This is a genomic window from Mesorhizobium sp. LSHC412B00 (assembly GCF_000503035.1).
Lineage (GTDB): Bacteria > Pseudomonadota > Alphaproteobacteria > Rhizobiales > Rhizobiaceae > Mesorhizobium.
In genome coordinates this window covers 405,332-429,742 of sequence record NZ_AYWB01000004.1, presented here as the reverse complement: position 1 = coordinate 429,742, position 24,411 = coordinate 405,332, and the positions used below count along the sequence as shown (strand labels likewise).

The following is a 24,411-nucleotide window of genomic DNA, read 5'->3' as shown; positions in this document are numbered from 1 at the left end:
GCTCAGCCGACGATCAGCTCGGTCCACTTCTGGTTGATCCAGTCGGCCTTCGACGTATAGAGGTCATAGCGCGGGATGATCGGATCGATATCCGACGACACCGCGGCGAACTCTTCCGGCTTGAGGTCGAGCACCTCTTTCTTCAGCGTCGGCGTGGTGCCGACCTTGCGCGACATCAGACCCTGCATCGACGGCTGGCTCATATAGTCGATGAAGGCATGCGCCTCGTCGACCTTGGTCGAGGCGCGCGACAGCACCCAATTGCCGGAGTCCTGGATGCCGCCTTCCTTCGGGAAGGTCGAGCGGACATGGAAGCCGTCGGCGACCGCGAGGCCGGTGACGTCGTGATAATACTGGCCCATCGGGATCTCGCCCGACTTCAGCGCCTGCTCGAACTGCGCCTCGTCGCGATACCACAGCCGGACATTCGGCTTGAGCTCGGCGAGCTTTTCGAACGCCTTGTTCAGTCCGTCCTCGGTGTCGAGCGCATTGGTGCCGCCCATGAAGGTCTTGGCTGTCACTTCGAGCAGGAACGAGTTCGAGGCAAGTGCCAGAAGGCCAAGCTTGTCCTCATTGGCCTTGTCCCACAGCGTCTCCCATGAGGTCGGCGCATCCTTGTAGACATCGGTGTTGGAGACCAGCGTGATCCACCAGGCGACGGCGCCGATGCCGGCGACCCGGCCATCCGGATATTTGTTGACGAAGCGCGGCAAGAGGTCGTTGTAGTGCTTGAACTTCGACGTATCGAGCGGCGTCCATAATTCGGTCGACTGGCCCTTCAGCGTCGAGGTCTGCGACATCATCGAAAGGTCGGCCGGCGCCTGGCCTGCCTTGGACGCCTGTTCGAGCTGCACCAGCCAGGCTTCGCCGGTCGGCTCGGCGACCGATTCCACTGCAATGCCGGTGGCCTTGGTGAAATCTGGGAAGACGTGCTCGTCAAAGGATTTCTTGAAATAGCCGCCGTAGACGCCGACCTTCAGCGACTTGTCCTGCGCGCGCAGGATCGACGGCATGGCGAGCACGCCGGCTGTAGCGAGGCCCGCACCAAGCACGCCGCGCCGTGTCAGGGATTTTCCGATCAGTCTGTTCATCTGGTTTCTCCTCAGTTGATGCCGTTCTATTCCGGCAGGTTCCCTTCACGCACTGTCGCCGCCTGGCGTCAGTGGGCCGCCGCTCGTTGTTCGAGCGTACGGGCGTATTGCGTCAGTGGAAAGCACATGACGAAGAAGATCAGCGCCACCAGCCCGTAGACCTTGAACGGTTCGAAGGTGGCGTTGTTGATGGCGTTGGAGGTTCTGACCAGCTCCTCGAAGCCGATGATCGAGGTCAGCGCCGTCGATTTGATCAACTGCACCAGGAAGCCGACGATCGGCGCCCTTGTGATCGAGAACGCCTGCGGCAGGATGATCAGCCTGAGCTCCTGCAGACGGTGCAGCCCAAGGCTGGCGCCGGCGTCCCACTGCCCGCGCGGCAGCGCATCGACGCCGCTGCGCCAGATCTCGGCCAGATAGGCGCTGGCGAAGAAGGTCAGGCCGAGCACCGCTGCCGTCCATGGCTCGATGCGCAGGCCGAGCATCGGCAGGCCGAAGAACATCAGGAACAGCTGCATCAACAGCGGCGTTCCCTGGAACAGGGCGATGTAGCCGGAAGCGACCCGCTGGCTCCATTTATTCTCTGCGATCCTGAAGAACAGCACGATCAGCCCGACCAGCGCCCCGCCGACAAAGGCGGCCAGCGACAACAGCACCGTCCAGCGGGCGGCGAGCAGCAGATTGCGAACGATGTCCCAGAAGGTGAATTCGATCATGTGACACCTGCCCCCAATACGCGGCGCCCGCCTGTGACCAGCAGCCGGCGCAAGGCCATGGACAGGACGAGGTAGACCAGGGTCACGACGAAATAGGTTTCGAAGGACCGGAAGGTGCGGGCTTGCAGCATGTCGGCCTCATAGGTCAGCTCGCGCACGGCGATCTGCGACACCACGGCCGATTCCAGCATCATGATGACGATCTGGCTGGTCAGCGCCGGATAGATCACCTTGAGCGCCTGCGGCAGCACGATCTTGACAAACACCTGGCGTGGCCGAAGCCCGAGTGCCAAGGCGGCTTCCGTCTGTCCGCCGGGCACGGCATCGAGACCGGCGCCGACGATTTCAATGGTGTAGGCCGCCATGTTGAGCGTCATTGCCAACATGGCTGCCAGGATCGGATCGAGCCTTATGCCGAGGCTGGGCAGTCCGAAGAAGATGAAGAACAGCTGCACCAGGAACGGCGTGTTGCGCATCACCTCGACATACACCGCGATGGCGCGCTTCACGAATACCGGGCCGTTGCGCCGGCCGGCAGCGCCCAGGATGCTGAGCAGCGTGCCCACGAGCGTGGTCACGACGATCAACAGGATCGTCGTGGCCGCGCCGCGCGCGATGTCGCCCACAGCACCTGGGAGCCAGGCAAAAGCCACGAGAACTCAATCCTTGAGGTTGTCGGGATTGAGCGGCGTCTTCAGCCAGACCTTCGAGCTCTCGTCGAGCTTGCCGTTGGCCAGCATCTTGGCAACCGCATCATTGACCGCCGTCTTCAGCCGGTCCTCTTTTTTGTTGAGGCCGATATGCGAAGGCGAGGTCAAGAGCTGGAACTTCTGCTCCGGCTTCAGCGCGTCCTGCTTGGCCAGCACCTGGGCGCCGACATCATTGCCGACCACCATCAGCTGGGTCTGGCCGGAGATGAAGGCCTGGATGACGGAATTGTAGTTGTCGAAGCGCTTGATGTCGGCCGATGACGGCGCCGCTTCGGTCAACGACGTATCCTCGAGCGTGCCGCGATTGACGGCGATCGACTTGTCGGCGAGATCTTCCTTGCCTTTGATCGAAAGCGCTGCCGGACCGATGACGGCGATGTAGTAGGGCGCATAGGCGGCGGCGAAATCGATCACCTCCTCGCGCTCCTTGGAATAGCCGACGCTCATCAGGATATCGACGCGCTTGTCGGTGAGATACGGGATGCGGTTCTGGCCGGTGACGCTGACCAGATTGAGCTTCACCTTGAGTGAATCGGCGATCGCCTGCGCGACGTCGACGTCGTAACCCTTGATGCTCATATCGGCGCTGGCCGAGGAGAAGGGCGGAAAGTCGGAGAAGATGCCGACATTGATGGCGCCGGCCTTGGTGATGTCGTCGACGGCGTCGGCATTGGCCTGGGCGGCGAAGCCGAGGCCGGCGAGCATCAGCGCGGCGGCGATGGTTGATTTCATTTGGATTGTCATTGGTATTCCCCTTCTGGAAGCTTGTTTGTTTTGGAAACGGCCGCCGGCTCCAGCGCGGCGGCCGCCTTTGCATGTGAAATCCGTCAGGCCCCCTTGCCGGTGATCGCCGGGCTGAACACCATCAGGCTCAGGATCTCGAACAGGACCTGGGCGCCGACATGGGCGGTGTTGGTGGTCGCGTCATATTGCGGCGCCACCTCGACGACGTCGCCGCCGGCGATGTTGAGGCCTTTCAAGCCGCGCAGCAGTTCGAGCACTTCGCGCGTCGTCAGGCCGCCGATTTCCGGCGTGCCGGTGCCTGGCGCGAAGGCCGGATCGACACTGTCGACGTCGAAGGAAATGTAGGTCGGGCCGTCGCCGACTATTCTGCGCGCCTTCTCGATGATGGCCGGGATGCCGAGACCCGTCACCTCTTCGGCATGCACGACCGTCATGCCGGATTCATAGGTGAACTCCCACAGATACTCCGCCGAGCCGCGGATGCCGATCTGGATGGTGCGGGTGGGGTCGAGCACGCCGTCCAGCACCGCGTTGCGGAACGGTCCGCCATGATGGAACTTGGTCATGTCGAACAGCCCGCTTGTGTCGCAATGGGCGTCGATATGGATCATGCCGACCGGCGCCTTCTTGCCGACCGCCTTCAGGATCGGATGGCTGATCGAGTGGTCGCCGCCGACCGAAAGCGGCAGCACGCCGGCATCGACGATCTGGTTGGTGCGGCGCTCGATGTCCTCGTGGCTGACCTCCAGCCGGTAGCGGCTGCGGAACGGCGTATCGCCGATGTCGGCGACGCGCAGCTCATGCGTCGGCGCGCATTCCAGCACATGATTGTAAGGGCCGATGCGCTCGATGGCGCGCAGCGCCCTTGGCCCGAAGCGCGAGCCGGGCCGGTTGGTGACGCCGAGATCCATCGGCACGCCGATGATCGCCACCTGCAAATCGCCGAAATCCGGATTGTCGGCAGCGATTTCACGGTAGGGCGCGGCGAGGAAGGTCGGGATGCCGGCATAGGGCGCGAGTCGGGTGCCGCTCTTGGAGAAGATCTTGTCGGCGACCTTGCGGAACTTCGGGTCGAACATCTCGCCGCCATGGCTCTCGCCATACTTGCGGCGCAAGGCTTCCAGCTTGCCTCTGTCATAACCCATGTCGGTCTCCTCCTGCGGGCTGATGCATGCGGCCGTGGCGACATCTGCGAACTGACCATCATCCGGCCGGGTCGCTGTCCCGCTGGCTGCCTGTAGATTTCACGTCATTGATGCTGTTGACCTGCCAAAGTGTCCGGCAGCCGCATTGAAAAATCAATTGATATTGTTACGGTGCTGATTGTGAGAAAATCTCACAGAGTATCCGGTTGCTCATGGCCAAGCGTCTGCCCCCCTTGAATCCCTTGCGCGCCTTCGAGGCGACGGCGCGGCATGCCTCGCTGACCAAGGCGGCGAGTGAGCTCAACGTCACCCACGGCGCAATCAGCCACCAGATCAAGGCGCTCGAGCAATCGCTCGGCGTAAAACTGTTCGAACGCACCGGACAGCGGGTAAAGCTCACCCCGCACGGCGCCGAATTGCTGCCGGCGGTCTCGACCGCCTTCGACGGCATCGCCGCCGCCACCCAGCGCATGACCAGGCCAGCCAGCGCCGGTACGCTGTCGGTCTCCTGCGTGCCGGCGCTGCTGCTTCTGTGGATGACGCCGCGGCTCGGCAGCTTCATGGCGCAATATCCTGATATCAGGTTGACGCTGATCCCGTCCAACGACCCCAAGGACATCCGCGCCCCACAGGTCGATGTCTGCGTGCTCTATGGCGACGGCAGCTGGACCGATTGCTGGATGCGCAAATGGTCGGGCCTCGAACTGTTCCCGGTGGTCAGCCCGACGCTGATCAACAACCGGCCGCTCCGCATCTGCCGGGATCTTGCTGGCCATGTCATCCTGCATGGCGATGATGGCCGCGAATGGCACACCTGGCTGGCCGCCGCCGATGGGCTCGACCTCGAACGTGGCCGCCGCCACCATCTCGGCGACGCCCGCACCGCGATCGAAGCCGCGGTGCACGGCCACGGCGTCGCGCTCGGCGATTCCGTCACCGCCAGCATGCTGCTCGCCAGGGGCCTGCTGGTGGCGCCGTTCAGCCTGTCGGTGCCGGCGGTCGACGATTTCTACGTCGTTTGCCGCAACGAGATGCGTTCGGCGCCGATCGTGCAATTGTTCGTCGACTGGCTGTTTGCCGAAAAGGAACAAGCCGACAGCCGCGCCGACGCGCCGGTGGCCGGCCGCATCGGCAGCCGCCGGAAGCGTCCGGCGCTGCGGGTGGTGGGCGCCAAGAGTTGAGGCTGGACCGGAGCGACTGCTTTTTGTCGGGCCAGCCCGGAAAGCGGGAGGCGCTTTCAAAAATTCAATGCTAATAAGCTCTTGCCAGGCAATTCCAGGAAAAATGTGCGGCGGTTTCCCGTCCGGAATTGGGTAAGACGGACGTGAGCAGCGAAGGCGACGGCAGGACATGGCAAGAACTGATATAGCGCGGCGCGTCTACAACCACACCTGGAAGCTGGACCCGATCGTCCGCAGCCTGCTCGACACCGATTTCTACAAGCTTCTGATGCTGCAGATGATCTGGGGCATGTACCCCAAGGTCGACGCCACCTTTTCACTGATCAACCGCACCACCTCGGTGCGCCTGGCCGACGATATCGACGAAGGCGAACTGCGCGACCAGCTCGACCATGCCCGCACGCTGCGCTTCTCCAAGAAGGAGATGATCTGGCTCGGCGGTAACAATTTCTATGGCCGCAAGCAGATCTTCGAGCCGGAATTCCTCGCCTGGCTGGAAGGTTTTCGGCTGCCCGACTACGAGCTCTCCAAGCGCGACGGACAGTACGAGCTCTCCTTCAGTGGCCCCTGGATGTACACCACGCTGTGGGAAATTCCGGCGCTGGCGATCATCAATGAGCTTCGTTCCCGCGCCGCCATGCGCGCCTTCGGTCCCTTCGCGCTTGACGTGCTGTATGCACGCGCCAAGGGGAAGATGTGGGCCAAGACCGAACGCTTGAAGGCGCTGCCCGGCATCCGCATCTCTGATTTCGGCACCCGCCGCCGCCATTCGTTCCTGTGGCAGCGCTGGTGCGTCGAGGCGCTCAAGGAAGGCATTGGCGAAGCCTTCACCGGCACCTCCAACGTGCTGCTGGCGATGGACAACGACCTCGAAGCGCTCGGCACCAACGCGCATGAATTGCCGATGGTTTTTGCCGCCCTTGCCAAGTCGGAAAAGGAATTGAAGGAATCGCCCTACAAGGTGCTGCAGGACTGGCAGCGCTATTATGGCGGCAACCTGCTGATCGTGCTGCCCGACGCTTTCGGCACCGCATCCTTCCTGCGCGACGCGCCGGACTGGGTCGCCGACTGGACCGGCTTCCGCCCCGACAGTGCGCCGCCGATCGAAGGCGGTGAAAAAATCATCGACTGGTGGCGCGAGAAGGGCAAGGACCCCAGGCAGAAGCTGCTGATCTTCTCCGACGGTCTCGAGGTCGAAACCATCGAGGAGACCTACAGGCACTTCAAGGGCAAGGTGCGCATGTCCTTCGGCTGGGGCACCAACCTCACCAACGATTTCGAAGGCTGCGCGCCGACCGAAACCAACAGCCTCGATGCGATATCGCTGGTCTGCAAGGTGACGGAGGCCAATGGCCGGCCGGCGGTGAAGCTGTCGGACAATCCGGCGAAAGCGACGGGCGACAAGAAGGAGATCGAGCGCTATCTCCGGATTTTTGGGGCGAAGGATCGCGTGGAGCAGCTGGTCAAGGTTTGAGGGTCGGCGGGTGCCTTGCTGGACGAAATGGAAATCGCGATAGCGTGAGTTCCCGCCCACCCCCCTCTGTCCTGCCGGACATCTCCCCCGCAAGGGGGGAGATTACCCCGTCATCTCCGCCTTCGCTAATCTCCGACGTTGCAAAGGAAGCGCCGGCAGGGCAACTGCCAATCTCCCCCCTTGAGGGGGAGATGTCCGGCAGGACAGAGGGGGGCGTCGTAGAGCGCGGCTGTCACCGGCCAACCCTTATCACCACCACCCTCACACTCCTCCCCACCCCCGCCCTCGCGCACGCCTCCGACCGCGGTCACGTCCTCCTCCTGCCGACCGGCTACTACATCGCCGGCGGCGCGCTTGCCGTCGCGGTAAGCTTCCTCGTTCTCGCCCTGCTGCCACCCGCAACCCTCCACCGCTTCTGGCGCCGCCGCCTGCCGCTCTTCCCATTCGCCGACACCCCTCGCACAATCATCAGCGTCATCTCCTTTGCCGGCTTCGCAACCCTCGTCGCCGCCGGCCTGTTCGGCAGCCGCGATCCGCTCTCCAATCCGCTGCCGCTAACCATCTGGACGCTGCTCTGGGTCGGCCTTGCCATCGCGCAAGGCCTGTTCGGCGATCTCTGGTCGTGGCTGAATCCATGGTATGGCCCGCGGCGGATCGAAAGCCGCCTGTTCAAGCTTCGTGGCGGTGAGGGACAGAAATCGCGTTTGCCTTCATGGCTCGGCCGCTGGCCGGCCGTTATCCTGTTCTTCGCCTTCGCCTGGTTCGAACTGATCTATCCGGCGCCCGACGACCCGGCGCGGCTGGCCTATGCCGCCGGCCTCTACTGGTTGCTTACCTTCATCGCCATGCTCGCCTTTGGCTACCGCGATTGGAGCCGGCGCGGCGAATTCCTGACGATCTTTTTCGCCATGGTGGCTCGTTTCGCCATCGTCGAGCGCGATGAACACGGTCGCCTCGCTCTCTGCTGGCCGGGCTCAAAACTGCTCGGCGCAGCGCCCCTGCCGGCAAGCGGTATCGCTTTCCTGCTGCTCAGCCTGTCATCGGTGTCCTTCGACGGCCTGTCGAAAACCTTCTTCTGGCTGGGCCTGTTCGGCATCAACCCGCTGGAATATCCCGGCCGCACCGCGCTCATCGGCATAAGCAGCTTTGGCCTCGTGCTGACCTTCGTCCTGCTCGCGGCGGCATTCCTGCTGGCCGTCATACTCGGCCAGCGCCTTGCCGGCAGCCGACATTCCCACGGCGAGGCCGCCGGGCTGCTGGTCTGGTCGATCGTACCGATCGCGCTCGCCTATCATGTCGCGCACTATCTGACGGCGCTGCTGGTCGACGGCCAGTATGCGATTGCCGCTTTGTCCGACCCGTTCGCGCTGGGATGGAACCTGTTCGGCGCCGCCGACATGCAGATCGAGGCCGGCCTCGTCGCCGGGGCCCACTCCGCCTGGTGGCTGTGGAACCTGCAGGCCGGCATCATCATCGCCGGGCACATGCTGGCGGTGCTCGTTGCCCATGGACTGGCCTGGCGACTGCACCAGGCGCCATCGCGCGCCGCCCTCAGCCAGTTGCCGCTCACCATGCTGATGATTGCCTACACGATCTTCGGCCTGTGGTTGCTTGCCACGCCGACGGCCGGATGAGACAAGCTGATCCACATGCCTTTGCGGAAAGCCCGCTTGCAAGCTCTGTGCTTTGGTGATTTAGTTTGTACACATGCAATTTCTGCCCCTCCTGCAAGGGAGTGGCCTTGCCTCGTTACAGACAGTCAAAACTCAAAAACAGGGGAACTGCCGTGACTGACAAGAATGGGTTTTTCGATCTCTCCAAATCCACCCTTAGCCGCCGCACCGCGCTGAAAGGTCTCGCCGCCGGCGCCGGGCTGACGCTCGCGCCCGGCTTCGTCCGCTACAGCCAGGCGCAGAGTTCGGCGCCAATCAAGATCGGCTTCCAGTCGCACCGCACCGGCATCGGCGCCGCCTATGGCCGCTGGTATGAAAAGACCAGTGCCGCCGCGGTCAAGGCGATCAACGACGCCGGCGGCATCAATGGCCGACCTGTCGAACTGGTGATCGAGGATGACGGCACCGATCCCGGCCGTGGCGCCGAGGTGGTCGGCAAGTTCGCCACCCAGCACAAGACCGACATCGTCTTCGGCACGCTGTTCTCGCATGTGGTGATCGGCTCGGCGCCGGCCGCCGGCGAAAACAAGATCCCGTATTTCGTCGTCAGCGAAGGCCACCACGTCGCTTCGACCAAGCTCAACCGCTACGTCTTCCAGCCTGGCATCACCGATGTGAAGAGCCAGATCCAGTCGATGGCGCCGTGGATCGCGGCCAATGCCGGCAAGAAGGTGACGCAGATCTTCCCGGATTTCGCCTTCGGCTACGACCATCGCGACTACCTGCCGCCGGCGCTGAAGGCGCAAGGCGCCGAGGTCATCGCCCAGATCGCCATCCCGCCGACAGAGTCGTCTTTCACCAAATACTTCCCGCAGATCCCGGCCGAGACCGAGGTCATCTACCATGTCATGGTCGGCCCCGCCGTGCTCACCTTCGTCAAGGAACTCGGCGAGTTCTACGGCTCCAACCGGCCGCAGCTGTTCGGCTTTATCGATTCGCTCGAAGCCACCGACATAAATAGCCCCGGCCTCGAATTTTTGGACGGCAGCCATTTCTGGGAAGGTTCGCCGCGCTATGCGCAGGCCAATGACTCGGCCGCGCAGAAAGCCTACCGCGCCGCCGTCGGCATCGACGAAAATGGCGCTGCCGTCGGCGACCCCAAGGACGTCTCCACCGCCGCCCACATGTTCGGCTGCTGGGAAACGCTCTATGTCGTCAAGAAGGCGATGGAAGATGCCGGCTACAAGGGTCCGGAAGACCGCGCCAAGCTGGTCGAGGCGACCGAGGCTCTGACCGAATTCGCCGAAGGGCCGGAGCATCCGCAGGGGCCGAAGACCTTCAACGGCAAGATCCACCAGTGTTTTGGCATCCAGAACATCTCCAAGGTCGAAGGTGGCAAGCTGAATGTCGTCCACAAGACCAAGATCGAGGACGGGCTTTACGAGGCCGAAGGGGATTATACGACGCAGGCGCTGTGAGGCGCCTTACCCTCCCCCTTGTGTGCCGGGGTGGGGGTCGCGACGGCCCGTGCCCAACCCCCACCCGACCGCTGCGCGGTCACCCTCCCCACAAGGGGAGGGTAAGGGCGCCCTGAATGCATTTCGGACCCCATCTCCTCCTCGCCGCCCTCGAAGGCCTTGTCACCTCAGCCGTGTTGGCGCTGACGGCGCTTGGGCTGTCGCTGGTGTTCGGCGTCATGCGCGTCGTCAACGTCGCCCATGGCGAGTTCTTCATGCTGGGCGCGGTGCTGGCCTGGGCGATCTCGACGGCGATACCCGGCCATCCCACGCTCGGCTTCCTGGCGGCGCTGGTGATTGCGCCGCTGATTGTCGGCGCCATTGCGCTGGTAGCCGAGCGGCTTGTGCTGCGGCGGCTCAATTACAATCCGGAAGCCACCATCGTCGCCACGATCGGCATGCTCTACATCATCCAGCAGCTGGCGTTGAGCTTCTATGGCCCGGAAGCCCGCCCGGTGGAGCCGCCCTTCAGCTACCGCATCCTTTTGCCCTGGTTCGGCTATTCCGGCTACAAGCTGTCGATCATTGCCGCTTCGGCCCTTCTGCTCATCGCCACCTGGCTGGTGCTGACGCGCACCAAGATCGGCCTCATCATGCGCGCCACCCAATATGACAGCGAAACGGCGCAGGCCTTCGGCATTCCGGTCGACCGCGTCTATGCGGGCGTCTTCGCGCTCGGCGCCATGCTGGCGGCCGTCGCCGCCGTGCTGATCGTGCCGATCAGTCAGGCGCACTACCTGATGGGGCAGGACCCGCTGCTGTTGTCCTTCATCGTCGTCATCATCGGCGGCCTCGGCTCGCTGCGCGGCACCGTCGTTGCCGCCGTGCTGATCGGCCTGTCCGACGGCATCATCTCGGTGTTCTTCTCGCCGACTTTGGCCAAGATCATAGCCACGCTGCTGGTGGCCATGGTGCTGGTGTTCAGGCCCCAAGGCCTGTTCGGGCAGGCGCCGCGATGAGCGAAGCTTCGCCGGCAAAAGCCTATGCTCTGCATATCGGCGCCATCGCGCTGCTGTTCGCCCTGAGCTTCGTCCTGCCGGATTATCATCACGGCCTGCTCGCCCGCATCATGGTGCTGGCGGTGTTCGCCATGGGCTACAACATGCTGTTCGGCTATGTCGGCCTGCTCAGCCTCGGCCACGCCATGTTCTTCGCCGCCGGGCTCTATGGCGCTGGTCTCGCCGTCATCCATCTCGGCTGGAGCGTGCCTTTGGCTTTCCTCGCCGGTATCGCCTGCGGCGCGCTGCTGGCACTGGTGATCGGCCTGCTGGCGCTGCGCACCACCGGCGTCGCCTTCATGATCGTCACCATGATGTTCGCGCAGGTGTTTTACCTCACCATCCTCTATTTCGCCGCCTGGACCGGCGGCGACCAGGGTCTGGTGGTGCCGCAGCCCGCGCGGGTTCTGGCCTTCGGCTCGACATCGCTCGACCTCACCAACCCGACCGTGCGCTACATGAGCGCGCTGGCGCTGTTCTCGGTCGTGCTGCTGATCACCCTCGCCATCGTCCGCTCCCGCTATGGCCGCGTTTTGGTCGCGGTGCGCGAGAACGAGGAGCGCACGAAAATGCTGGGCTACGACACCTTCTCCAATAAGCTGATCGCCGTCGTTGTCTCCGGCACCATCTGCGCCGCCTCTGGTGCGGCCTATGCGCTGCTGTTCGGCTATGTCGGCTCGAGCTTTGCCTCGGTGCAGTATTCCATCCTGCCGCTGGTCTGGGTGCTGCTCGGCGGCGCCGCCACGACGCTGGGTGCGCTGCTTGGCACTGTGTTCATGTACTATGTCATCGACACCGCCAGCGGTTACACCTCCGCCTATCTCCTGATCGTCGGTATTGCGCTCATCCTTCTGGTGCTGTTTTTCCCCAAAGGCATTCTGGGCACCATCCGCCAGCGCTGGCTCGGGTGGCTGCCATGATGCCGTTGCTGACCACCAAAGGCCTGGCGCGCAGTTTCGGCGGCCTGCGCGCCGTCGACGGTGTCGATTTTCAGCTGATGCCGGGCGAGATCCGCGCCGTCATCGGCCCCAATGGCGCTGGCAAAACCACCTTCGTCAGCCTGGTCAGCGGCCGCATTCAGCCATCGTCCGGCATGATCGTCTTCGACGGCGCCGACATCACCAGCCAGCCGGCCTATCTCAGGGTGCGCCGGGGCATCGCCTACACCTTCCAGATCACCAGCGTCTTCGCCAACCTCTCTGCCTACGATAATGTCGCGCTGCCGGTGCAGCGCACGCTGACCGATGCCCGCTCGAAAGGTGCGGTGCGCACCGGCGTCATGGCCGCGCTGGAACGCACCGGACTGGCCGGCCGCGCCCATATGCCGGCCGGCCAGCTTTCCTACGGCCATCAGCGCCTGCTGGAAGTGGCAATGGGCCTGGCGCTGAAGCCGCGGCTTTTGATCCTCGACGAGCCGACGCAAGGGCTGGCCGACAGCGAGATCGACAATTTCATCGACCTGGTGCGCGAGATCGCCAAGAGCGCCACCGTGCTTTTGATCGAGCACAACATGCCTGTCGTCATGCAACTGGCCGACCGCATCACCGTCTTCAACGCCGGCAGGATCCTGGCCGAAGGCACGCCCGAACAGGTCCGCGCCAACACACAGGTGCAGGAAGCCTATCTGGGAACGGCGGCATGAGCGAAGCCCCCAAAACTGATACCCACACGACTGAAGCGCTGACCATCTCCGGGCTCGACTGCTTCTACGGCGAGGTTCAGGTGCTCTACGGTCTTGATCTCGTGCTCAACAAGGGCGAGGTGCTGTGCCTGTTCGGTCGCAACGGCGCCGGCAAGACGACGACGCTGAAAGCGACCATGGGGCTGGTTCGGTCGAGCGCCGGTTCGATCCGGCTCGCCGGCAAGGAGTTGACCGGCCTGCCGGCGCATGAGGTGCCCAAGGCCGGCGTCGCCTATGTGCCGCAAGGCAGGCGGCTGTTCGCCGAGATGACGGTGGCGGAAAACATCGAGATCGGCCTGATGGCGCGCGGCAAGGGAAGAGCGACGCGCGAGAGCGTGCTCGACCTCTTCCCGTTGCTGCGCCAGCGGCTGCGGNGCGCGGCAAGGGAAGAGCGACGCGCGAGAGCGTGCTCGACCTCTTCCCGTTGCTGCGCCAGCGGCTGCGGCAGCGCTCCGGCACTTTGTCCGGTGGCGAACAGCAGATGTTGGCCATGGCCCGCGCGCTTTGTCTGGAGCCGCAGGTGCTGTTGCTAGACGAGCCGACGGAGGGGCTGATGCCGTCGATGATCGCCAAAATCCGCGAGACGGTGGTGAAGCTGCGTGAGCTAGGTGTCTCCACCATTCTGGTCGAACAGCGCGTCGACGCCGTGCTGTCCGTCGCCGACCGCGTCTGCTTCATCGAAAACGGCCGTAACCGCGAGACGGTGGATGTCGAGCAATTGCGCGCCGACCCATCGGCAGTCAGGCGCTATGTCGGCGTCGGCTGATCAGCCGAAAAACAGGAACCCGGCGATCAAAAAGATCGGGATCAGCACCAGCCCTGACCATGCCATGTAGCCGAAGAAGCCCGGCATCTTCACACCGCGGTGTCGGGCGATGGCGTAGACCATGAAGTTGGGTGCATTGCCGATATAGGTGTTGGCCCCCATGAACACCGCGCCGGCCGAGATCGCGGCCAGCGTCGAGGCCGCCTCCGTCATCAGGTGCCGCGCGTCGCCGCCTGCGAGTTCGAAGAACACCAGATAGGTCGGCGCATTGTCGAGGAAGGACGACAGCCCGCCGGTCAGCCAGAAATAGGCGAGATCATTGGGCTGCCCGGTGGGTGACGTCACCAGCGCGACCAGCGGCGCCAGCGCGCCGTCATGGCCGGCGCGAAGGATGGCAATGACCGGCACGATGCAGATGAAGATGCCAGCAAACAGTTTTGCCACCTCCGCGATCGGGCCCCAGGTGAAGCCGTTGGCCTCGCGATGGCTCTTGAGTGACACGACAAGCGACAGTCCGGCGAGCCCCAGGATAATGGCGTCGCGCGCCAGGTTCTGCAGTTCGAGGCTCACGCCCAGCACTGAAAAGCTCACGCCCGGCTTCCATGCTGCCGACAGCAGGATGGCGGCGATGACACCAGCCAACAGCGGCAGATTGGCCAGGCCGCGCAGACGCACCTTCGTATCCGGCGTCGGATCCTTGATCTTCGGCGCGCCGCCTTCGCGGCGATGCAGCATGATGTCGATGGCCAGGAAGACAAGCAGCACCAGGCCGCCGGTGAACAGCGTCTCGCGCCAGAGGTTCGCCGACGTCCAGAAGAAGTCGACGCCGCGCAGGAAGCCCACGAACAATGGCGGGTCGCCCAAGGGCGTCAACGAGCCGCCGATGTTGGACACCAGGAAGATGAAGAAGATGACGACATGGGCGTTGAACTGCCGGTTGTCGTTGGCGCGCAGCATCGGCCGGATCAGGATCATCGAGGCGCCGGTGGTGCCGATCACCGAGGCCAGCATCGCCCCGACGAGCAGCAGCCCGGCATTGACCAGCGGCGTGCCATGGATGTTGCCGGCGACAAGGATGCCGCCCGAAATGGTGTAGAGCGCGAACAGCAGGATAATGAACGACATGTATTCGGTGAGCAGCGTGTGCAGCACCGCCTCGCTCGCCAAGGACATGCCGAAAGCGATCGCCAACGGCACCACTGCCAGTGCTGCCCAGCCGGCTGCGATCTTGCCGTAGTGATGCTCCCAGACATGATGGAACAGCAGCGGTCCGGTGGCGATCGAGAGCAGCAGGCCGGCGAAAGGCAGCGCCCACCACAGCGACATGGCAGCATCGGGCAGGCCGCGGGCCTCGGCCGCGAAGGCCATTTGCGGAGACACAGCGGAAGCGAGTACACCTGCCGCCAAAGCCTTCCCCAACCGTGTGCAGCCCCCTCGATGCCTCACGATCCAGTCACTCCGAGATCGGGTCTTCGAGCCTCACCCCGGCATCGCGCATCCGCTTCAGCATCGCCTCGACCGAACCGTTGAGATCGATGCCGCGGCAGGCGTCGAGGCGAACCGTCGTCTTGAAGCCTTGCTTGACCGCGTCGAGGGCCGAGAAGGCGACGCAGAAGTCGGTCGCCAGGCCAACCAGGGTCACGGTGCCGATGCCGCGCTCCTTGAGGTAGCCGGCGAGCCCGGTCGGCGTCTTGTGGTCGTTCTCGAAGAAGGCGGAGTAGCTGTCTATATCGGGGCGGAACCCCTTGCGGATCACCAACTCGGCCTTGGTCCAGGCGAGCCCCGAGTGAAAATCCGAGCCGAGGCTGCCCTGGATGCAATGGTCCGGCCACAGCGTCTGCGGCCCATAGGACATCTCGATCGCGCTAAAGGGCTGCGCCCCCGGATGGCTGGAGGCAAAGCTCGAATGTCCGGCCGGGTGCCAGTCCTGCGTCAGCACGACATGCTCGGCATGCCGAATCAGATCGTTGACCAGCGGCACGATTTCGTCGCCGCCGGCAACCGCCAGTGCGCCGCCGGGGCAGAAGTCGTTTTGCAGGTCGATGACAACAAGCGCTTCGTCGGCCATGGCGCCTCTCCTCTTCTACGTCTCGAACGGGGGATCGAGTGAAATACGCCGCTGATGCGACCGGATGCTGAAACTTGACCGGATGGCCGCCTGCGTCAACCTCTGCAAGCGTAAGAAATGCTTGGCGGCCGGGTTCCGTTAAACTCCGGCTTTGACAATTTCCGCCAGCTTGATATCATTTGCATACGAATGAATTTGGCCTGATCAGACATTGGCGGGGTTCGGGAAGACCCCACCTTTTGAAGGTCCCAATGGGAAGGCCTATTTTTTTGGAAGGCAAAGCGTGATCCGTTACGCGAAACCCGCCACGCTCGACGAGGCGCTCGCTCTGCTGGGCGAGGGCGCCTGGCGCGTGCTTGCCGGCGGCACCGATTTCTATCCGGCACAGGGCGCCAAACCGTTCCGCGACAATGTTCTCGATATTAACGGCCTGGCCTCGCTGCGCGGCATTGCCGAGACCGAAACCCATTGGGTTTTGGGCGCCCGCACCACCTGGACCGACCTTGTCCGCCATCCATTGCCGGCGGCGTTCGATGCGCTGAAGCAGGCCGCGCGCGAAGTGGGCTCGCTGCAGATCCAGAATGTCGCCTCGATCGCCGGCAATCTCTGCAATGCTTCGCCTGCCGCCGATGGCGTGCCTAGCCTGCTGGTGCTGGACGCCGAGGTCGAGCTGCGCTCTGCAGCCGCGACGCGTCATCTGCCGCTGCAGGAGTTCATTCTCGGCAACCGCCGCACCGCTCTGCTGCCGGACGAGCTGGTCACCGCCATCCGCATCACGAAGCGGGCCTCTGCCGGCACGTCGGCCTTCGTCAAGCTCGGTGCGCGGCGCTACCTCGTCATCTCCATCGCCATGGTGGCGGCGCGCCTCGTTGCCGAGGCTGGCATCGTCATGGAAGCCGCTGTCGCGGTCGGGTCCTGCTCGGCCGTCGCCAAGCGGCTCGCCGCTGTCGAAGCGGCGCTGGTGGGCAAGCCTGTCGGCCCGGCACTCGCCGATGTGGTCCTGTCCGCGCCGGTGGCCGAGCTCTCGCCGATTGCCGACGTGCGCGGCAGCGCCGAATACCGGCTCGACGCAGCGCGCGAGCTTGTCGCCCGCGCCGTGCTGGGGGCTTGCGGGTTGACGAACGACAACAGCATGGTGGCGGCATGAGCCACTCCGAGATGTTTGAAGCTCTGCCCGACCTCGTGCCGGGCGTCGGCCTCGATCGCGCCGAGATCGCCTTCGCCGTCAATGGCGCCGCCGTCTCGGTCAATGTGCCGCCGCTGCGCCGTCTGTCGCAGGTTTTGCGCGACGAATTGCAGCTGACGGGCACCAAAATCGGCTGCGATGCCGGCGATTGCGGCGCCTGCACGGTGCTGGTCGACGGCGACGCCGTCTGCGCCTGCCTGATGCCGGCGGCCTCCGCAGCCGGGACGTCCGTAACGACCGTCGAAGGCCTCGCCGATGGCCTTCTCTCGGCGCTGCAGGCGTCCTTCCTGGCACATGGCGCCGCGCAATGCGGCATCTGCACGCCGGCGCTGCTGGTCGCTGCGACGGCGCTGCTGGATGGCTCGCCGAATCCGACCGAGACCGAGGTGCAGGATGCGCTGGGTGGCATCCTGTGCCGTTGCACCGGCTACAGAAAGATCATCGCGGCAGTGATGGATGCGGGACGGTTCGAGACGTCGACCGACGGCGCTGCCCCTCATCCGCCTGCCGGCACCTTCACCCCGTATAGTGACGGGGAGAAGGGAAGTGCTCCAGCGCCGACGCTCCCCGCTCCCCGTTCTTCACGGGGAGAGGGCAAGGGTGAGGGGCAGCGCCAACGTCATTCGTTGGAATTCAACTTTGAACGTAGAATGCCAACCACAGGGAATGCTGTAGGCGCCTCCCCGGTCCGGCTCGACGGCGTGCCAAAAGTCACCGGCGCTGAAAAATTCGGCGCCGATGCCTTTCCCGCCGATGCGCTGGCCGTGCTGGTGGTCCGCTCGCCGCATTATCATGCCGGCTTCGCCTTCGGCGACCTGGAGGGCTGGGTGAAGTCGCATCCCGGCATCGCCGGCGTCTTCACCGCCGCCGACATTCCGGGAAAAAACTGTTTCGGCGTCATCGGTCCGTTTGCCGACCAGCCGGCGCTGGCCGAAGGCTTTGCGCGGCTGCGCGGCGAGGCAGTGGCGCTGGTCGCCGGCGAGCGCGAGGCCATGCTCGATCTCGACCTCCAGGATTTCCCGGTCCGCTGGACCGAGCTGCCGCATTTTCTGCAGCCCGGCGACGCGCAGGCAGAAGGGGCGGCGCTCATCCACGCGAACCGCCCGGCCAATTTGTTGACCAAGGGCTTTGTCGAGCGCGGCGACCCCGAGGCGGCGCTTGGCGAGGCTGCCTTCACGGTGTCCGGTGCCATCGACACCTCCTATGTCGAGCACGCCTACATCGAGCCGGAAGCCGGCCATGCCTACATGGACGGCGACACGCTGGTCGTCGTCGCCTGCACCCAGGCCCCCTATATGGACCGCGACGAAACGGCGAAGGTGCTCGGTCTTGCCGTCGACAAGGTGCGCATCGTGCCGACCGCGACCGGCGGCGGCTTCGGCTCGAAACTGGACGTTTCACTGCAGCCGCTCATCGGCCTTGTGGCGCTAAAGACCGGCCGGCCGGCAGCACTGGCCTACACCCGCAACGAATCCATGATGTCGACCACCAAGCGACATCCGTCCGAGATGAAGGCGACCATCGGCGTAGATGCCGAGGGCCATGTCACCGGCATGGTCTTCACAGGCGATTTCAACACCGGCGCCTATGCCAGCTGGGGCCCGACCGTAGCCAACCGCGTGCCGGTGCATGCCTCCGGTCCCTATGCGACGCCGAACTACCGCGCCGAAGGCCGCGCCATCCACACCCACGGGCCGATTTCCGGCGCCTTCCGTGGCTTCGGCGTGCCGCAGGCGACGATCATGCAGGAGACGCTCTATGATGAGCTCGCCGGCAAGCTTGGCATGGACCGGCTCGATTTTCGGCTGAAGAACTGCCTTCGGAACGGATCCGAAACGGTTACCGGACAGCGACTGGAGTCGGGCGTCGGCATATTCGAGTGCCTCGGCTCCTTGCGGCCGCATTGGGCTCGCGCGACGGCCGACGCAGATACATTCAACAATGCCAATACGAGCAAAAAGCGCGGCGTCGGCATCGCGTCCTGCTGGTATGGCTGCGGCAACACCTCGCTGCCCAATCCGTCGACCATAAGGGTCGGTATCTCGCCAGAGGGGGAGGTCATCCTGCATCAGGGCGCCGTCGATATCGGCCAGGGCTCCAACACCGTCATTGCCCAGATCTGCGCCGACGCACTTGGCCTGCCGCTGGAAAAATTCAAGCTGAGAAGCGCCGACACCGCGATCAGCCCGGACGCCGGCAAAACATCGGCCTCGCGCCAGACTTTTGTCACCGGCAAGGCGGCCGAAAAAGCCGGCCGCGCCTTGCGCGAAAAGATCCTGCGCTTTGCCAATGTCTCGGAGAACGCGGCCCTGCAATTGGACGGCCCGGCGATCGTCATTCGTGAGGGCGAAGCCACTCGGCGTATCGATCTCGCCGCGCTCGATGTCGATGCGGACAGTTTCGTCTTTCGCGCCGAGGAGACCTACGATCCGCCGACGCTGCCGCTCGATGCCAAGGGCCAGGGCAAGCCTTACGCCGTCTACGGCTATGGCGCGCAGATCGCCGAACTCGAGGTCGACCTCAAGCTCGGCACGGTGAAGCTCTTGAAAATCACCGCCGCGCACGATGTCGGCAAGGCTATCAACCCGCTGCTGGTCGAAGGCCAGATCGAAGGCGGCATCGCGCAAGGCATCGGCATGGCGCTGATGGAGGAATACATCCCCGGCCGCACCGAGAATCTGCACGACTATCTCATTCCGACCATCGGCGACGTGCCTGAGATCGAGCACATATTGATCGAGGTTCCCGATCCCGAGGGGCCGTTCGGCGCCAAGGGCCTGGGCGAGCATGTGCTGATCCCGACCGCACCCGCCATCCTCAACGCCATACGCCACGCCACCGGCGTTCTCATCACCAAGGTTCCGGCGACGCCGGCGCGCATCCGCGCCGCCATCCGCGAAAAAGATGGCATCCGCGACAAGGAGGCACGCCGATGAGCGAGCTTGCCGAACGCTTCGAAACCCACGATCCGGGCGAAAAGCTGGTGGCCGAAAAGATCCGCTGCGATGCCTGTCCGGTGATGTGCTACATCGCCGATGGCCGCACCGGCGCCTGCGACCGCTACGGCAATGTCGGTGGCCGCATCGTGCGTATGGACCCGCTGACCATCCTCGACCATGCGGCAGAGAGCGGCGCCGCGGTCGTGCCTTTCACTGCCGAGGGCGAGCAATGGGACGGCGAACTGGTCAACACCGGCCGCCGCTTCGTCACTGCAATCGGCGCCGGCACCACCTATCCCGACTACAAGCCGGCTCCCTTCATCGTCAGCCAGGAGGTCGAGGGGGTCGATCTGGTGACCGTGGTCACCGAAGGCATTTTTTCGTACTGCGGCGTCAAGGTGAAGATCGACACCGACCGCCATCTCGGTCCCGAAACGGCAATCGTGCGCGCGCAAGGCGAGCCGATCGGCCACGTCACGACAGGCGAATATGGCTCGCAGATGCTGTCGCTGGGCGGCGTGCATCATCTGACCGGCGGCTCCAAGGCCGAAGGCCGGGCAACCTGTGACGCGATGCTCAGTCTGTGCAATCGCAAGCCGGTCGAACTGACCATCGATGGCGGCGCCACCATCATCGTCGAAGCCGGCAAACCACCTGTCATCGACGGCAAGCAGGAACACCGTATGCGGGTCGGCTGCGGCTCGGCCACGATCGGCATGTTCGCCACGCAATGGCGTGGCCTAGTCGACGAGGTGGTGGTGGTCGACGACCATATCACCGGCGTTGTCTCCGAGCATCAGGCCGGCAAGGTGCTGGGCTGGCAGGACACCGGCATCAAGATCATCGGCCGCCGCTCGACGCCGGGCCGCTATTTCAAGGTCTCCGAGCCCGGCCTTGGCTGGGGCGGCACCTCGATTTCCGACCCGCTGTCGATCCTCGGCGAATGGAACGCCAAGAAGGGCGCCCGCCCCGGTCTCTCGCTGCTGATGGTGTCGACCACCGGCGAGCAGTTCGCCTATTACGAGCTCGACGACGAGTTGAAGCCGGTGGAAAAACCGTTTCCGGAACGGCTGCAGAAGTCGGTCGGCCTGATCGAGGACAATTGCGAGCCGGCGCTCTGCACCGTGCTGTTCATCGGCGGCGCCGGCGGTTCGCTGCGCGCCGGCGTCACCGAAAACCCGGTCAATCTCACCCGCTCGGTGCAGGGCTTGAAGACCTATGTTACCGTTGGCGGCGCGCCGGTCTATGTCTGGCCGGGGGGCGGCATCACGCTGATGGTCGACGTCATGCGCGTGCCGGAAGGCGCCTTCGGCTATGTGCCGACGCCGGCGCTGGTGGCGCCGATCGAATTCACGCTACGCCGCGACGACTATGTCAGGCTGGGCGGCTACGAGGGCGAGATACGCAGCGTCGAGGATATCGTTGCCAAGGGCGGCGAGTATCTCAACCCGCGTCGCGGCTCAGGCGCCGAGGCTCAAAATCCATGGCCGCCGCTGGCGCAATTGCGCCGCGTCGGCTCGAACGGGGCCACCTGATGCAAGGCCCGCAAGTCCACTGGCTGCAGGACGGCAAGCGGCTGCATCTCAACCACGGGCCGATCGACCTGATCGTCCAGGCCTTCGGCGAGGCGGATGAGTGTCGTGCCGCCTACGCCCAGTCGATCGAGCGCTTCCAGACGATCCTGATCGAGTTGGTCGAGGAGCTTCCCGAATTGCGGCTGCCGGCATTTTTCCTGGCGCCGCGCACTTTCGCCGGCCCGACCGCGCGGCGCATGGAAGCAGCCGTCATGCCGTTGGCGGAATGCTTCATCACGCCGATGGCCGCCGTCGCGGGATCGGTAGCCGACGAAATGCTCTCGGCATTGCTTGCCGGTCGCAAGCTCGACCGGGCCTATGTCAACAATGGCGGCGACAGCGCCCTCCATATCGGCAAGGGCCAGTCGATGAACCTGGCGATCGCCGGCACCGGCAACGGCATGGCCGACCGCCTCACCATTCGCTCGGCGGACGGCGTGCGCGGCGTCGCCACCAGCGGCTGGCGCGGCCGTTCGTTCTCGCTTGGCATTGCCGACGCCGTCACCGTGCTGGCCCGCACCGGCGCCGAGGCCGATGCGGCCGCGACACTCATTGCAAACGCCGTCGACCTGCCCGGCAATCCCGCCATCAAGCGCATTCCCGCGCAGGACTTGGCGCCCGACAGCGATCTCGGCGCGCGGCTGGTGACACAAGCCGTCGGCATGCTCGCGCGTGGCGATGTGGAGCGGGCGCTGGACAATGGCCTTGCCGTCGCCGAAGATTTTCGCCGGCGCGGCCTGATTGCCGCATCGGCGCTGTTTCTAGGTGGGGAAGCCCGCATCAGTGGTTCCATGGCGCTTGCCGCGCCCAACAAAAATCCAGGGAAGGAAGTTGCCCATGCCTGAGTTTCCGATCCGCAAGATCGCGGTTCTGACCGAAGAGATCTTTCACGATGGCGGCCCGGTCGCAGCTGCGCCGCGCCGCCGCGCGGCGGCCGTGGCGCTGGTGAAGAACCCGTTCGCCGGCCGCTACGTCGAAGAACTGCAGAGCGCCATGGACGATCTGAAGCCGCTTGGCCTGCTGCTCACCGACAAGCTCATTGCCGCATTGGGCGGCGACATCAAGCAGATCGACGCCTACGGCAAGGGCACCATTGTCGGCTCGTCGGGGGAGCTGGAGCACGGCGCGCTGTGGCACGTTCCTGGCGGCTACGCCATGCGTGAGCGGCTGGGCGACGCCAAGGCGATCGTGCCGTCGGCAACCAAGGTCGGCGCCTTCGGCTCGCGGGTTGACGTGCCGCTCGGCCACACCAACGCCGCCTATGTCCGCAGCCATTTCGACGCCATGGAGGTCGGCCTCAGCGACGGGCCGCGTGCCGACGAAATCCTGTTTTGCCTCGCCATGAGCTGCGGCCCGCGCGTGCATGACCGCATGGGCGGCCTGGCTGCAGGCGACATCAAGGTCTGGGATGGCTTGCGATGAGCGGCGGGGACAATCTGCTGAAACTGGTCGAGGCCGAAGAGCCCGACGAACATGATTACCGCCTGCAGGAGCAGGTCGGCTTCATCCTGCGCAAGGCGCATCAGCGCCATGTCTCGATCTTTGCCGCCCAGATCAGCGACCTGACGCCGCCGCAATTCGCAGCGCTCGCCAAATTGCACGATGTCGGCGAGACCTCGCAGAACCAGCTAGGCACGCTGATCGCCATGGATGCGGCGACCGTCAAGGGCGTGATCGATCGGCTGAAGGCGCGTGGCCTGGTCGACCTGACCAAGCATGAGGTCGACAAAAGGCGCCTGCTGGTCAACCTCACGCCCCAGGGACGCGAGGCGATCGAGCGGCTGATCCCGCTGGCCCGCGCCATCACCCAGGAAACGCTGGCGCCGCTGAACGCCAAGGAGGCGGCCACCTTTATGCGGCTGCTGGCGAAACTCGCCTAGGCGCGCAGCCTCGCGCCTTCGGGATCGAAGAACGGCATCGGCGCCACCACCGCGCGGGTCGGCTTGCCGTCAATGTCGATGCTGAGTTCGGTCCCGATGGCGGTGAACGGCAGCCGCAAATGCGCCGTCGCCAGAACTTTGCCTAAGGAATAGCCGTGATCGCTGTAGGTGACGACGCCGGCATCCTCGCCGTCGGCGAAAACCCTGGCATCCGTCGCGGCCGGCTTGTCACCGTCGAGAATCAGCCCGGTCCAGCGTTCGTCGAGCCCCTTGTCGCGAATTTTGAGCAATGCCTCGCGGCCGATGAACTCGCCCTTGTCGAACTTGATCCAGCGATCGAGCCCGACATGGAAGGGCGTACGGCTCTCGTCCATGTCGATGCCATGCGCCGGATAGGCCTTTTCCAGCCCGAGCGTGAACATGGCCAGCACGCCGTATGGCTTCAAGCCGAAATCGCCGCCGGTCCGCACCAGCGCGTCCCAGACGGAAGTCGCCTCGTCCGCCGGCACGAACAGTTCGAAGCCGAGCTCGCCGGTCACCCCGGTGCGTGAGATCAGGACTTTGGTCTCGCCGACGCGCCCTGAAGTGAACGCCCAGCGTTTCAACTCATCGAGATCGGCATCCGAAACCAGTGCTTTCAGCAGCTCGCGGGAGCGCGGCCCCTGTATGGTCGGGAAGGCGACGGCCGCGGTGATGTCGGTGACATAGGCCTTTCGCGCTTCAGCATGATGCTGCAGCCAGGGCAGCATCTTCAGCCGGTTGACCGAGCCGGTCACCAGCATGAAATGCTCTGATGCCAGCCGAAACACGGTGAGGTCGTCCATGATGCCGCCATCGTCGCGGCAGACGGTGGAATAGCGCACCTGGCCGGGCTTCATCGCGGCGGCATCGTTGACGATGACGTGGTTGACCAGCGCCTCGGCTTCCGGCCCCTTGATGTCCATCTTGCCCATGGTGCTGAGATCCTGCACGCCGACATTTTTGCGCGTGTTCAGGTGCTCGTCGGCGATGCCGGAATAAGTTTTGGCCGAGACGAACTCGCCGCCGACCCGGCCCATCGTCGCGCCCAGGCCGACGATGCTGTTGTAGAAAGGGGAGCGCCGCTCAACCACGAAACTTCTCCGTCCT

Annotated in this window: 21 protein-coding genes and 1 pseudogene; 14 read left to right on the top strand and 8 right to left on the bottom strand. The window is 64.5% G+C overall.

Annotation, left to right across the window (positions count from 1 at the left end):
- Positions 1-2: 2 nt before the first annotated feature.
- The 5 genes from X757_RS153935 to speB form a co-directional block, all read right to left on the bottom strand.
- A complete protein-coding gene (locus tag X757_RS153935; RefSeq protein ID WP_023671275.1) occupies positions 3-1,091 on the bottom strand; it encodes a PotD/PotF family extracellular solute-binding protein in 1,089 nt (362 codons plus the stop codon).
- A 68-nt stretch (positions 1,092-1,159) separates the two neighbouring features.
- Positions 1,160-1,807 carry an amino acid ABC transporter permease gene (locus tag X757_RS153940; RefSeq protein WP_023695893.1) on the bottom strand — a complete coding sequence of 216 codons (648 nt, stop codon included), beginning with the start codon at positions 1,805-1,807 and terminating at the stop codon, positions 1,160-1,162.
- Complete coding sequence (locus X757_RS153945; protein ID WP_023683571.1) at positions 1,804-2,460, bottom strand: amino acid ABC transporter permease; 657 nt, start codon at positions 2,458-2,460, stop codon at positions 1,804-1,806. Before X757_RS153945 ends, X757_RS153940 begins: the two co-directional genes overlap by 4 nt.
- Positions 2,461-2,466: 6 nt before the next feature.
- Positions 2,467-3,261: a transporter substrate-binding domain-containing protein gene (locus X757_RS153950; protein WP_023711355.1), complete on the bottom strand. Its 795-nt coding sequence runs from the start codon at positions 3,259-3,261 to the stop codon at positions 2,467-2,469.
- Positions 3,262-3,344: 83 nt separating this feature from the next.
- Positions 3,345-4,406 carry an agmatinase gene (gene speB / locus X757_RS153955; RefSeq protein ID WP_023725978.1) on the bottom strand — a complete coding sequence of 354 codons (1,062 nt, stop codon included), beginning with the start codon at positions 4,404-4,406 and terminating at the stop codon, positions 3,345-3,347.
- 212 nt (positions 4,407-4,618) lie between these two features.
- Between speB and gcvA the strand changes: the two genes are divergently transcribed.
- The 8 genes and pseudogenes from gcvA to X757_RS01000000164705 all read left to right on the top strand — a co-directional run bounded on the left by gcvA (position 4,619) and on the right by X757_RS01000000164705 (position 13,636).
- On the top strand, positions 4,619-5,587 hold the full coding sequence (gene gcvA, locus X757_RS153960) for a transcriptional regulator GcvA (RefSeq protein ID WP_023671280.1): 969 nt from the start codon (positions 4,619-4,621) through the stop codon (positions 5,585-5,587).
- Between the two features lie 169 nt (positions 5,588-5,756).
- Entirely contained in the window at positions 5,757-7,061 is a 1,305-nt protein-coding gene (pncB, locus tag X757_RS153965; protein ID WP_023683568.1) for a nicotinate phosphoribosyltransferase, read from the top strand.
- Between the two features lie 191 nt (positions 7,062-7,252).
- Complete coding sequence (locus tag X757_RS153970; protein WP_023725977.1) at positions 7,253-8,695, top strand: hypothetical protein; 1,443 nt, start codon at positions 7,253-7,255, stop codon at positions 8,693-8,695.
- Positions 8,696-8,847: 152 nt separating this feature from the next.
- The gene (locus X757_RS153975) at positions 8,848-10,152 is read left to right on the top strand and encodes an ABC transporter substrate-binding protein (RefSeq protein ID WP_023689191.1); all 1,305 of its coding nucleotides are present in this window, start codon (positions 8,848-8,850) and stop codon (positions 10,150-10,152) included.
- 116 nt (positions 10,153-10,268) lie between these two features.
- A complete protein-coding gene (locus tag X757_RS153980; RefSeq protein WP_023725976.1) occupies positions 10,269-11,150 on the top strand; it encodes a branched-chain amino acid ABC transporter permease in 882 nt (293 codons plus the stop codon).
- A complete protein-coding gene (locus X757_RS153985) occupies positions 11,147-12,109 on the top strand; it encodes a branched-chain amino acid ABC transporter permease (RefSeq protein ID WP_023725975.1) in 963 nt (320 codons plus the stop codon). The genes X757_RS153980 and X757_RS153985 overlap by 4 nt, the downstream gene beginning before the upstream one ends.
- Entirely contained in the window at positions 12,106-12,831 is a 726-nt protein-coding gene (locus tag X757_RS153990; protein ID WP_023695898.1) for an ABC transporter ATP-binding protein, read from the top strand. Before X757_RS153985 ends, X757_RS153990 begins: the two co-directional genes overlap by 4 nt.
- Positions 12,828-13,636 (top strand): annotated as a pseudogene (locus tag X757_RS01000000164705) (ABC transporter ATP-binding protein). The gene X757_RS153990 and the pseudogene X757_RS01000000164705 overlap by 4 nt, the downstream one beginning before the upstream one ends.
- Here X757_RS01000000164705 and X757_RS153995 read toward each other — a convergent pair.
- Together X757_RS153995 and pncA are read right to left on the bottom strand one after the other, a co-directional pair.
- Positions 13,637-15,004 carry a sodium:proton antiporter gene (locus X757_RS153995; protein ID WP_084629492.1) on the bottom strand — a complete coding sequence of 456 codons (1,368 nt, stop codon included), beginning with the start codon at positions 15,002-15,004 and terminating at the stop codon, positions 13,637-13,639.
- 85 nt (positions 15,005-15,089) lie between these two features.
- Positions 15,090-15,704 carry a bifunctional nicotinamidase/pyrazinamidase gene (pncA, locus tag X757_RS154000; protein ID WP_023725973.1) on the bottom strand — a complete coding sequence of 205 codons (615 nt, stop codon included), beginning with the start codon at positions 15,702-15,704 and terminating at the stop codon, positions 15,090-15,092.
- A gap of 283 nt (positions 15,705-15,987) precedes the next feature.
- On the opposite strand from pncA, the gene X757_RS154005 reads away from it, so the two are divergent.
- From X757_RS154005 to X757_RS154030, 6 genes are read left to right on the top strand one after another with little or no spacing between them, the layout of a single operon-like run.
- Positions 15,988-16,851 (top strand): xanthine dehydrogenase family protein subunit M, encoded by an 864-nt coding sequence (locus X757_RS154005; RefSeq protein WP_023725972.1) that lies wholly within the window; start codon positions 15,988-15,990, stop codon positions 16,849-16,851.
- 11 nt (positions 16,852-16,862) lie between these two features.
- A complete protein-coding gene (locus X757_RS154010; RefSeq protein ID WP_031251226.1) occupies positions 16,863-19,826 on the top strand; it encodes a molybdopterin-dependent oxidoreductase in 2,964 nt (987 codons plus the stop codon).
- Positions 19,823-21,364 (top strand): hypothetical protein, encoded by a 1,542-nt coding sequence (locus X757_RS154015; protein WP_023725970.1) that lies wholly within the window; start codon positions 19,823-19,825, stop codon positions 21,362-21,364. The genes X757_RS154010 and X757_RS154015 overlap by 4 nt, the downstream gene beginning before the upstream one ends.
- A complete protein-coding gene (locus tag X757_RS154020; protein ID WP_023725969.1) occupies positions 21,364-22,248 on the top strand; it encodes a UPF0280 family protein in 885 nt (294 codons plus the stop codon). Before X757_RS154015 ends, X757_RS154020 begins: the two co-directional genes overlap by 1 nt.
- Complete coding sequence (locus tag X757_RS154025; RefSeq protein WP_023725968.1) at positions 22,241-22,825, top strand: amino acid synthesis family protein; 585 nt, start codon at positions 22,241-22,243, stop codon at positions 22,823-22,825. The genes X757_RS154020 and X757_RS154025 overlap by 8 nt, the downstream gene beginning before the upstream one ends.
- A complete protein-coding gene (locus tag X757_RS154030; protein ID WP_023725967.1) occupies positions 22,822-23,283 on the top strand; it encodes a MarR family winged helix-turn-helix transcriptional regulator in 462 nt (153 codons plus the stop codon). Before X757_RS154025 ends, X757_RS154030 begins: the two co-directional genes overlap by 4 nt.
- On the opposite strand, the gene X757_RS154035 is transcribed toward X757_RS154030, so the two are convergent.
- Complete coding sequence (locus X757_RS154035; protein WP_023725966.1) at positions 23,280-24,395, bottom strand: aminomethyltransferase family protein; 1,116 nt, start codon at positions 24,393-24,395, stop codon at positions 23,280-23,282. The genes X757_RS154030 and X757_RS154035 overlap by 4 nt on opposite strands.
- Positions 24,396-24,411: the final 16 nt, after the last annotated feature.

Bases quoted from the DNA above. Each gene is read 5' to 3' on its own strand.
- X757_RS153935 (WP_023671275.1), bottom strand. From the start codon at position 1,091: ATGAACAGACTGATCGGAAAATCCCTGACACGGCGCGGCGTGCTTGGT.
- X757_RS153940 (WP_023695893.1), bottom strand. From the start codon at position 1,807: ATGATCGAATTCACCTTCTGGGACATCGTTCGCAATCTGCTGCTCGCC.
- X757_RS153950 (WP_023711355.1), bottom strand. From the start codon at position 3,261: ATGACAATCCAAATGAAATCAACCATCGCCGCCGCGCTGATGCTCGCC.
- speB (WP_023725978.1), bottom strand. From the start codon at position 4,406: ATGGGTTATGACAGAGGCAAGCTGGAAGCCTTGCGCCGCAAGTATGGC.
- gcvA (WP_023671280.1), top strand. From the start codon at position 4,619: ATGGCCAAGCGTCTGCCCCCCTTGAATCCCTTGCGCGCCTTCGAGGCG.
- pncB (WP_023683568.1), top strand. From the start codon at position 5,757: ATGGCAAGAACTGATATAGCGCGGCGCGTCTACAACCACACCTGGAAG.
- X757_RS153970 (WP_023725977.1), top strand. From the start codon at position 7,253: ATGTCCGGCAGGACAGAGGGGGGCGTCGTAGAGCGCGGCTGTCACCGG.
- X757_RS153980 (WP_023725976.1), top strand. From the start codon at position 10,269: ATGCATTTCGGACCCCATCTCCTCCTCGCCGCCCTCGAAGGCCTTGTC.
- X757_RS153985 (WP_023725975.1), top strand. From the start codon at position 11,147: ATGAGCGAAGCTTCGCCGGCAAAAGCCTATGCTCTGCATATCGGCGCC.
- X757_RS153990 (WP_023695898.1), top strand. From the start codon at position 12,106: ATGATGCCGTTGCTGACCACCAAAGGCCTGGCGCGCAGTTTCGGCGGC.
- X757_RS153995 (WP_084629492.1), bottom strand. From the start codon at position 15,004: ATGGCCTTCGCGGCCGAGGCCCGCGGCCTGCCCGATGCTGCCATGTCG.
- pncA (WP_023725973.1), bottom strand. From the start codon at position 15,704: ATGGCCGACGAAGCGCTTGTTGTCATCGACCTGCAAAACGACTTCTGC.
- X757_RS154010 (WP_031251226.1), top strand. From the start codon at position 16,863: ATGTTTGAAGCTCTGCCCGACCTCGTGCCGGGCGTCGGCCTCGATCGC.
- X757_RS154015 (WP_023725970.1), top strand. From the start codon at position 19,823: ATGAGCGAGCTTGCCGAACGCTTCGAAACCCACGATCCGGGCGAAAAG.
- X757_RS154020 (WP_023725969.1), top strand. From the start codon at position 21,364: ATGCAAGGCCCGCAAGTCCACTGGCTGCAGGACGGCAAGCGGCTGCAT.
- X757_RS154025 (WP_023725968.1), top strand. From the start codon at position 22,241: ATGCCTGAGTTTCCGATCCGCAAGATCGCGGTTCTGACCGAAGAGATC.
- X757_RS154030 (WP_023725967.1), top strand. From the start codon at position 22,822: ATGAGCGGCGGGGACAATCTGCTGAAACTGGTCGAGGCCGAAGAGCCC.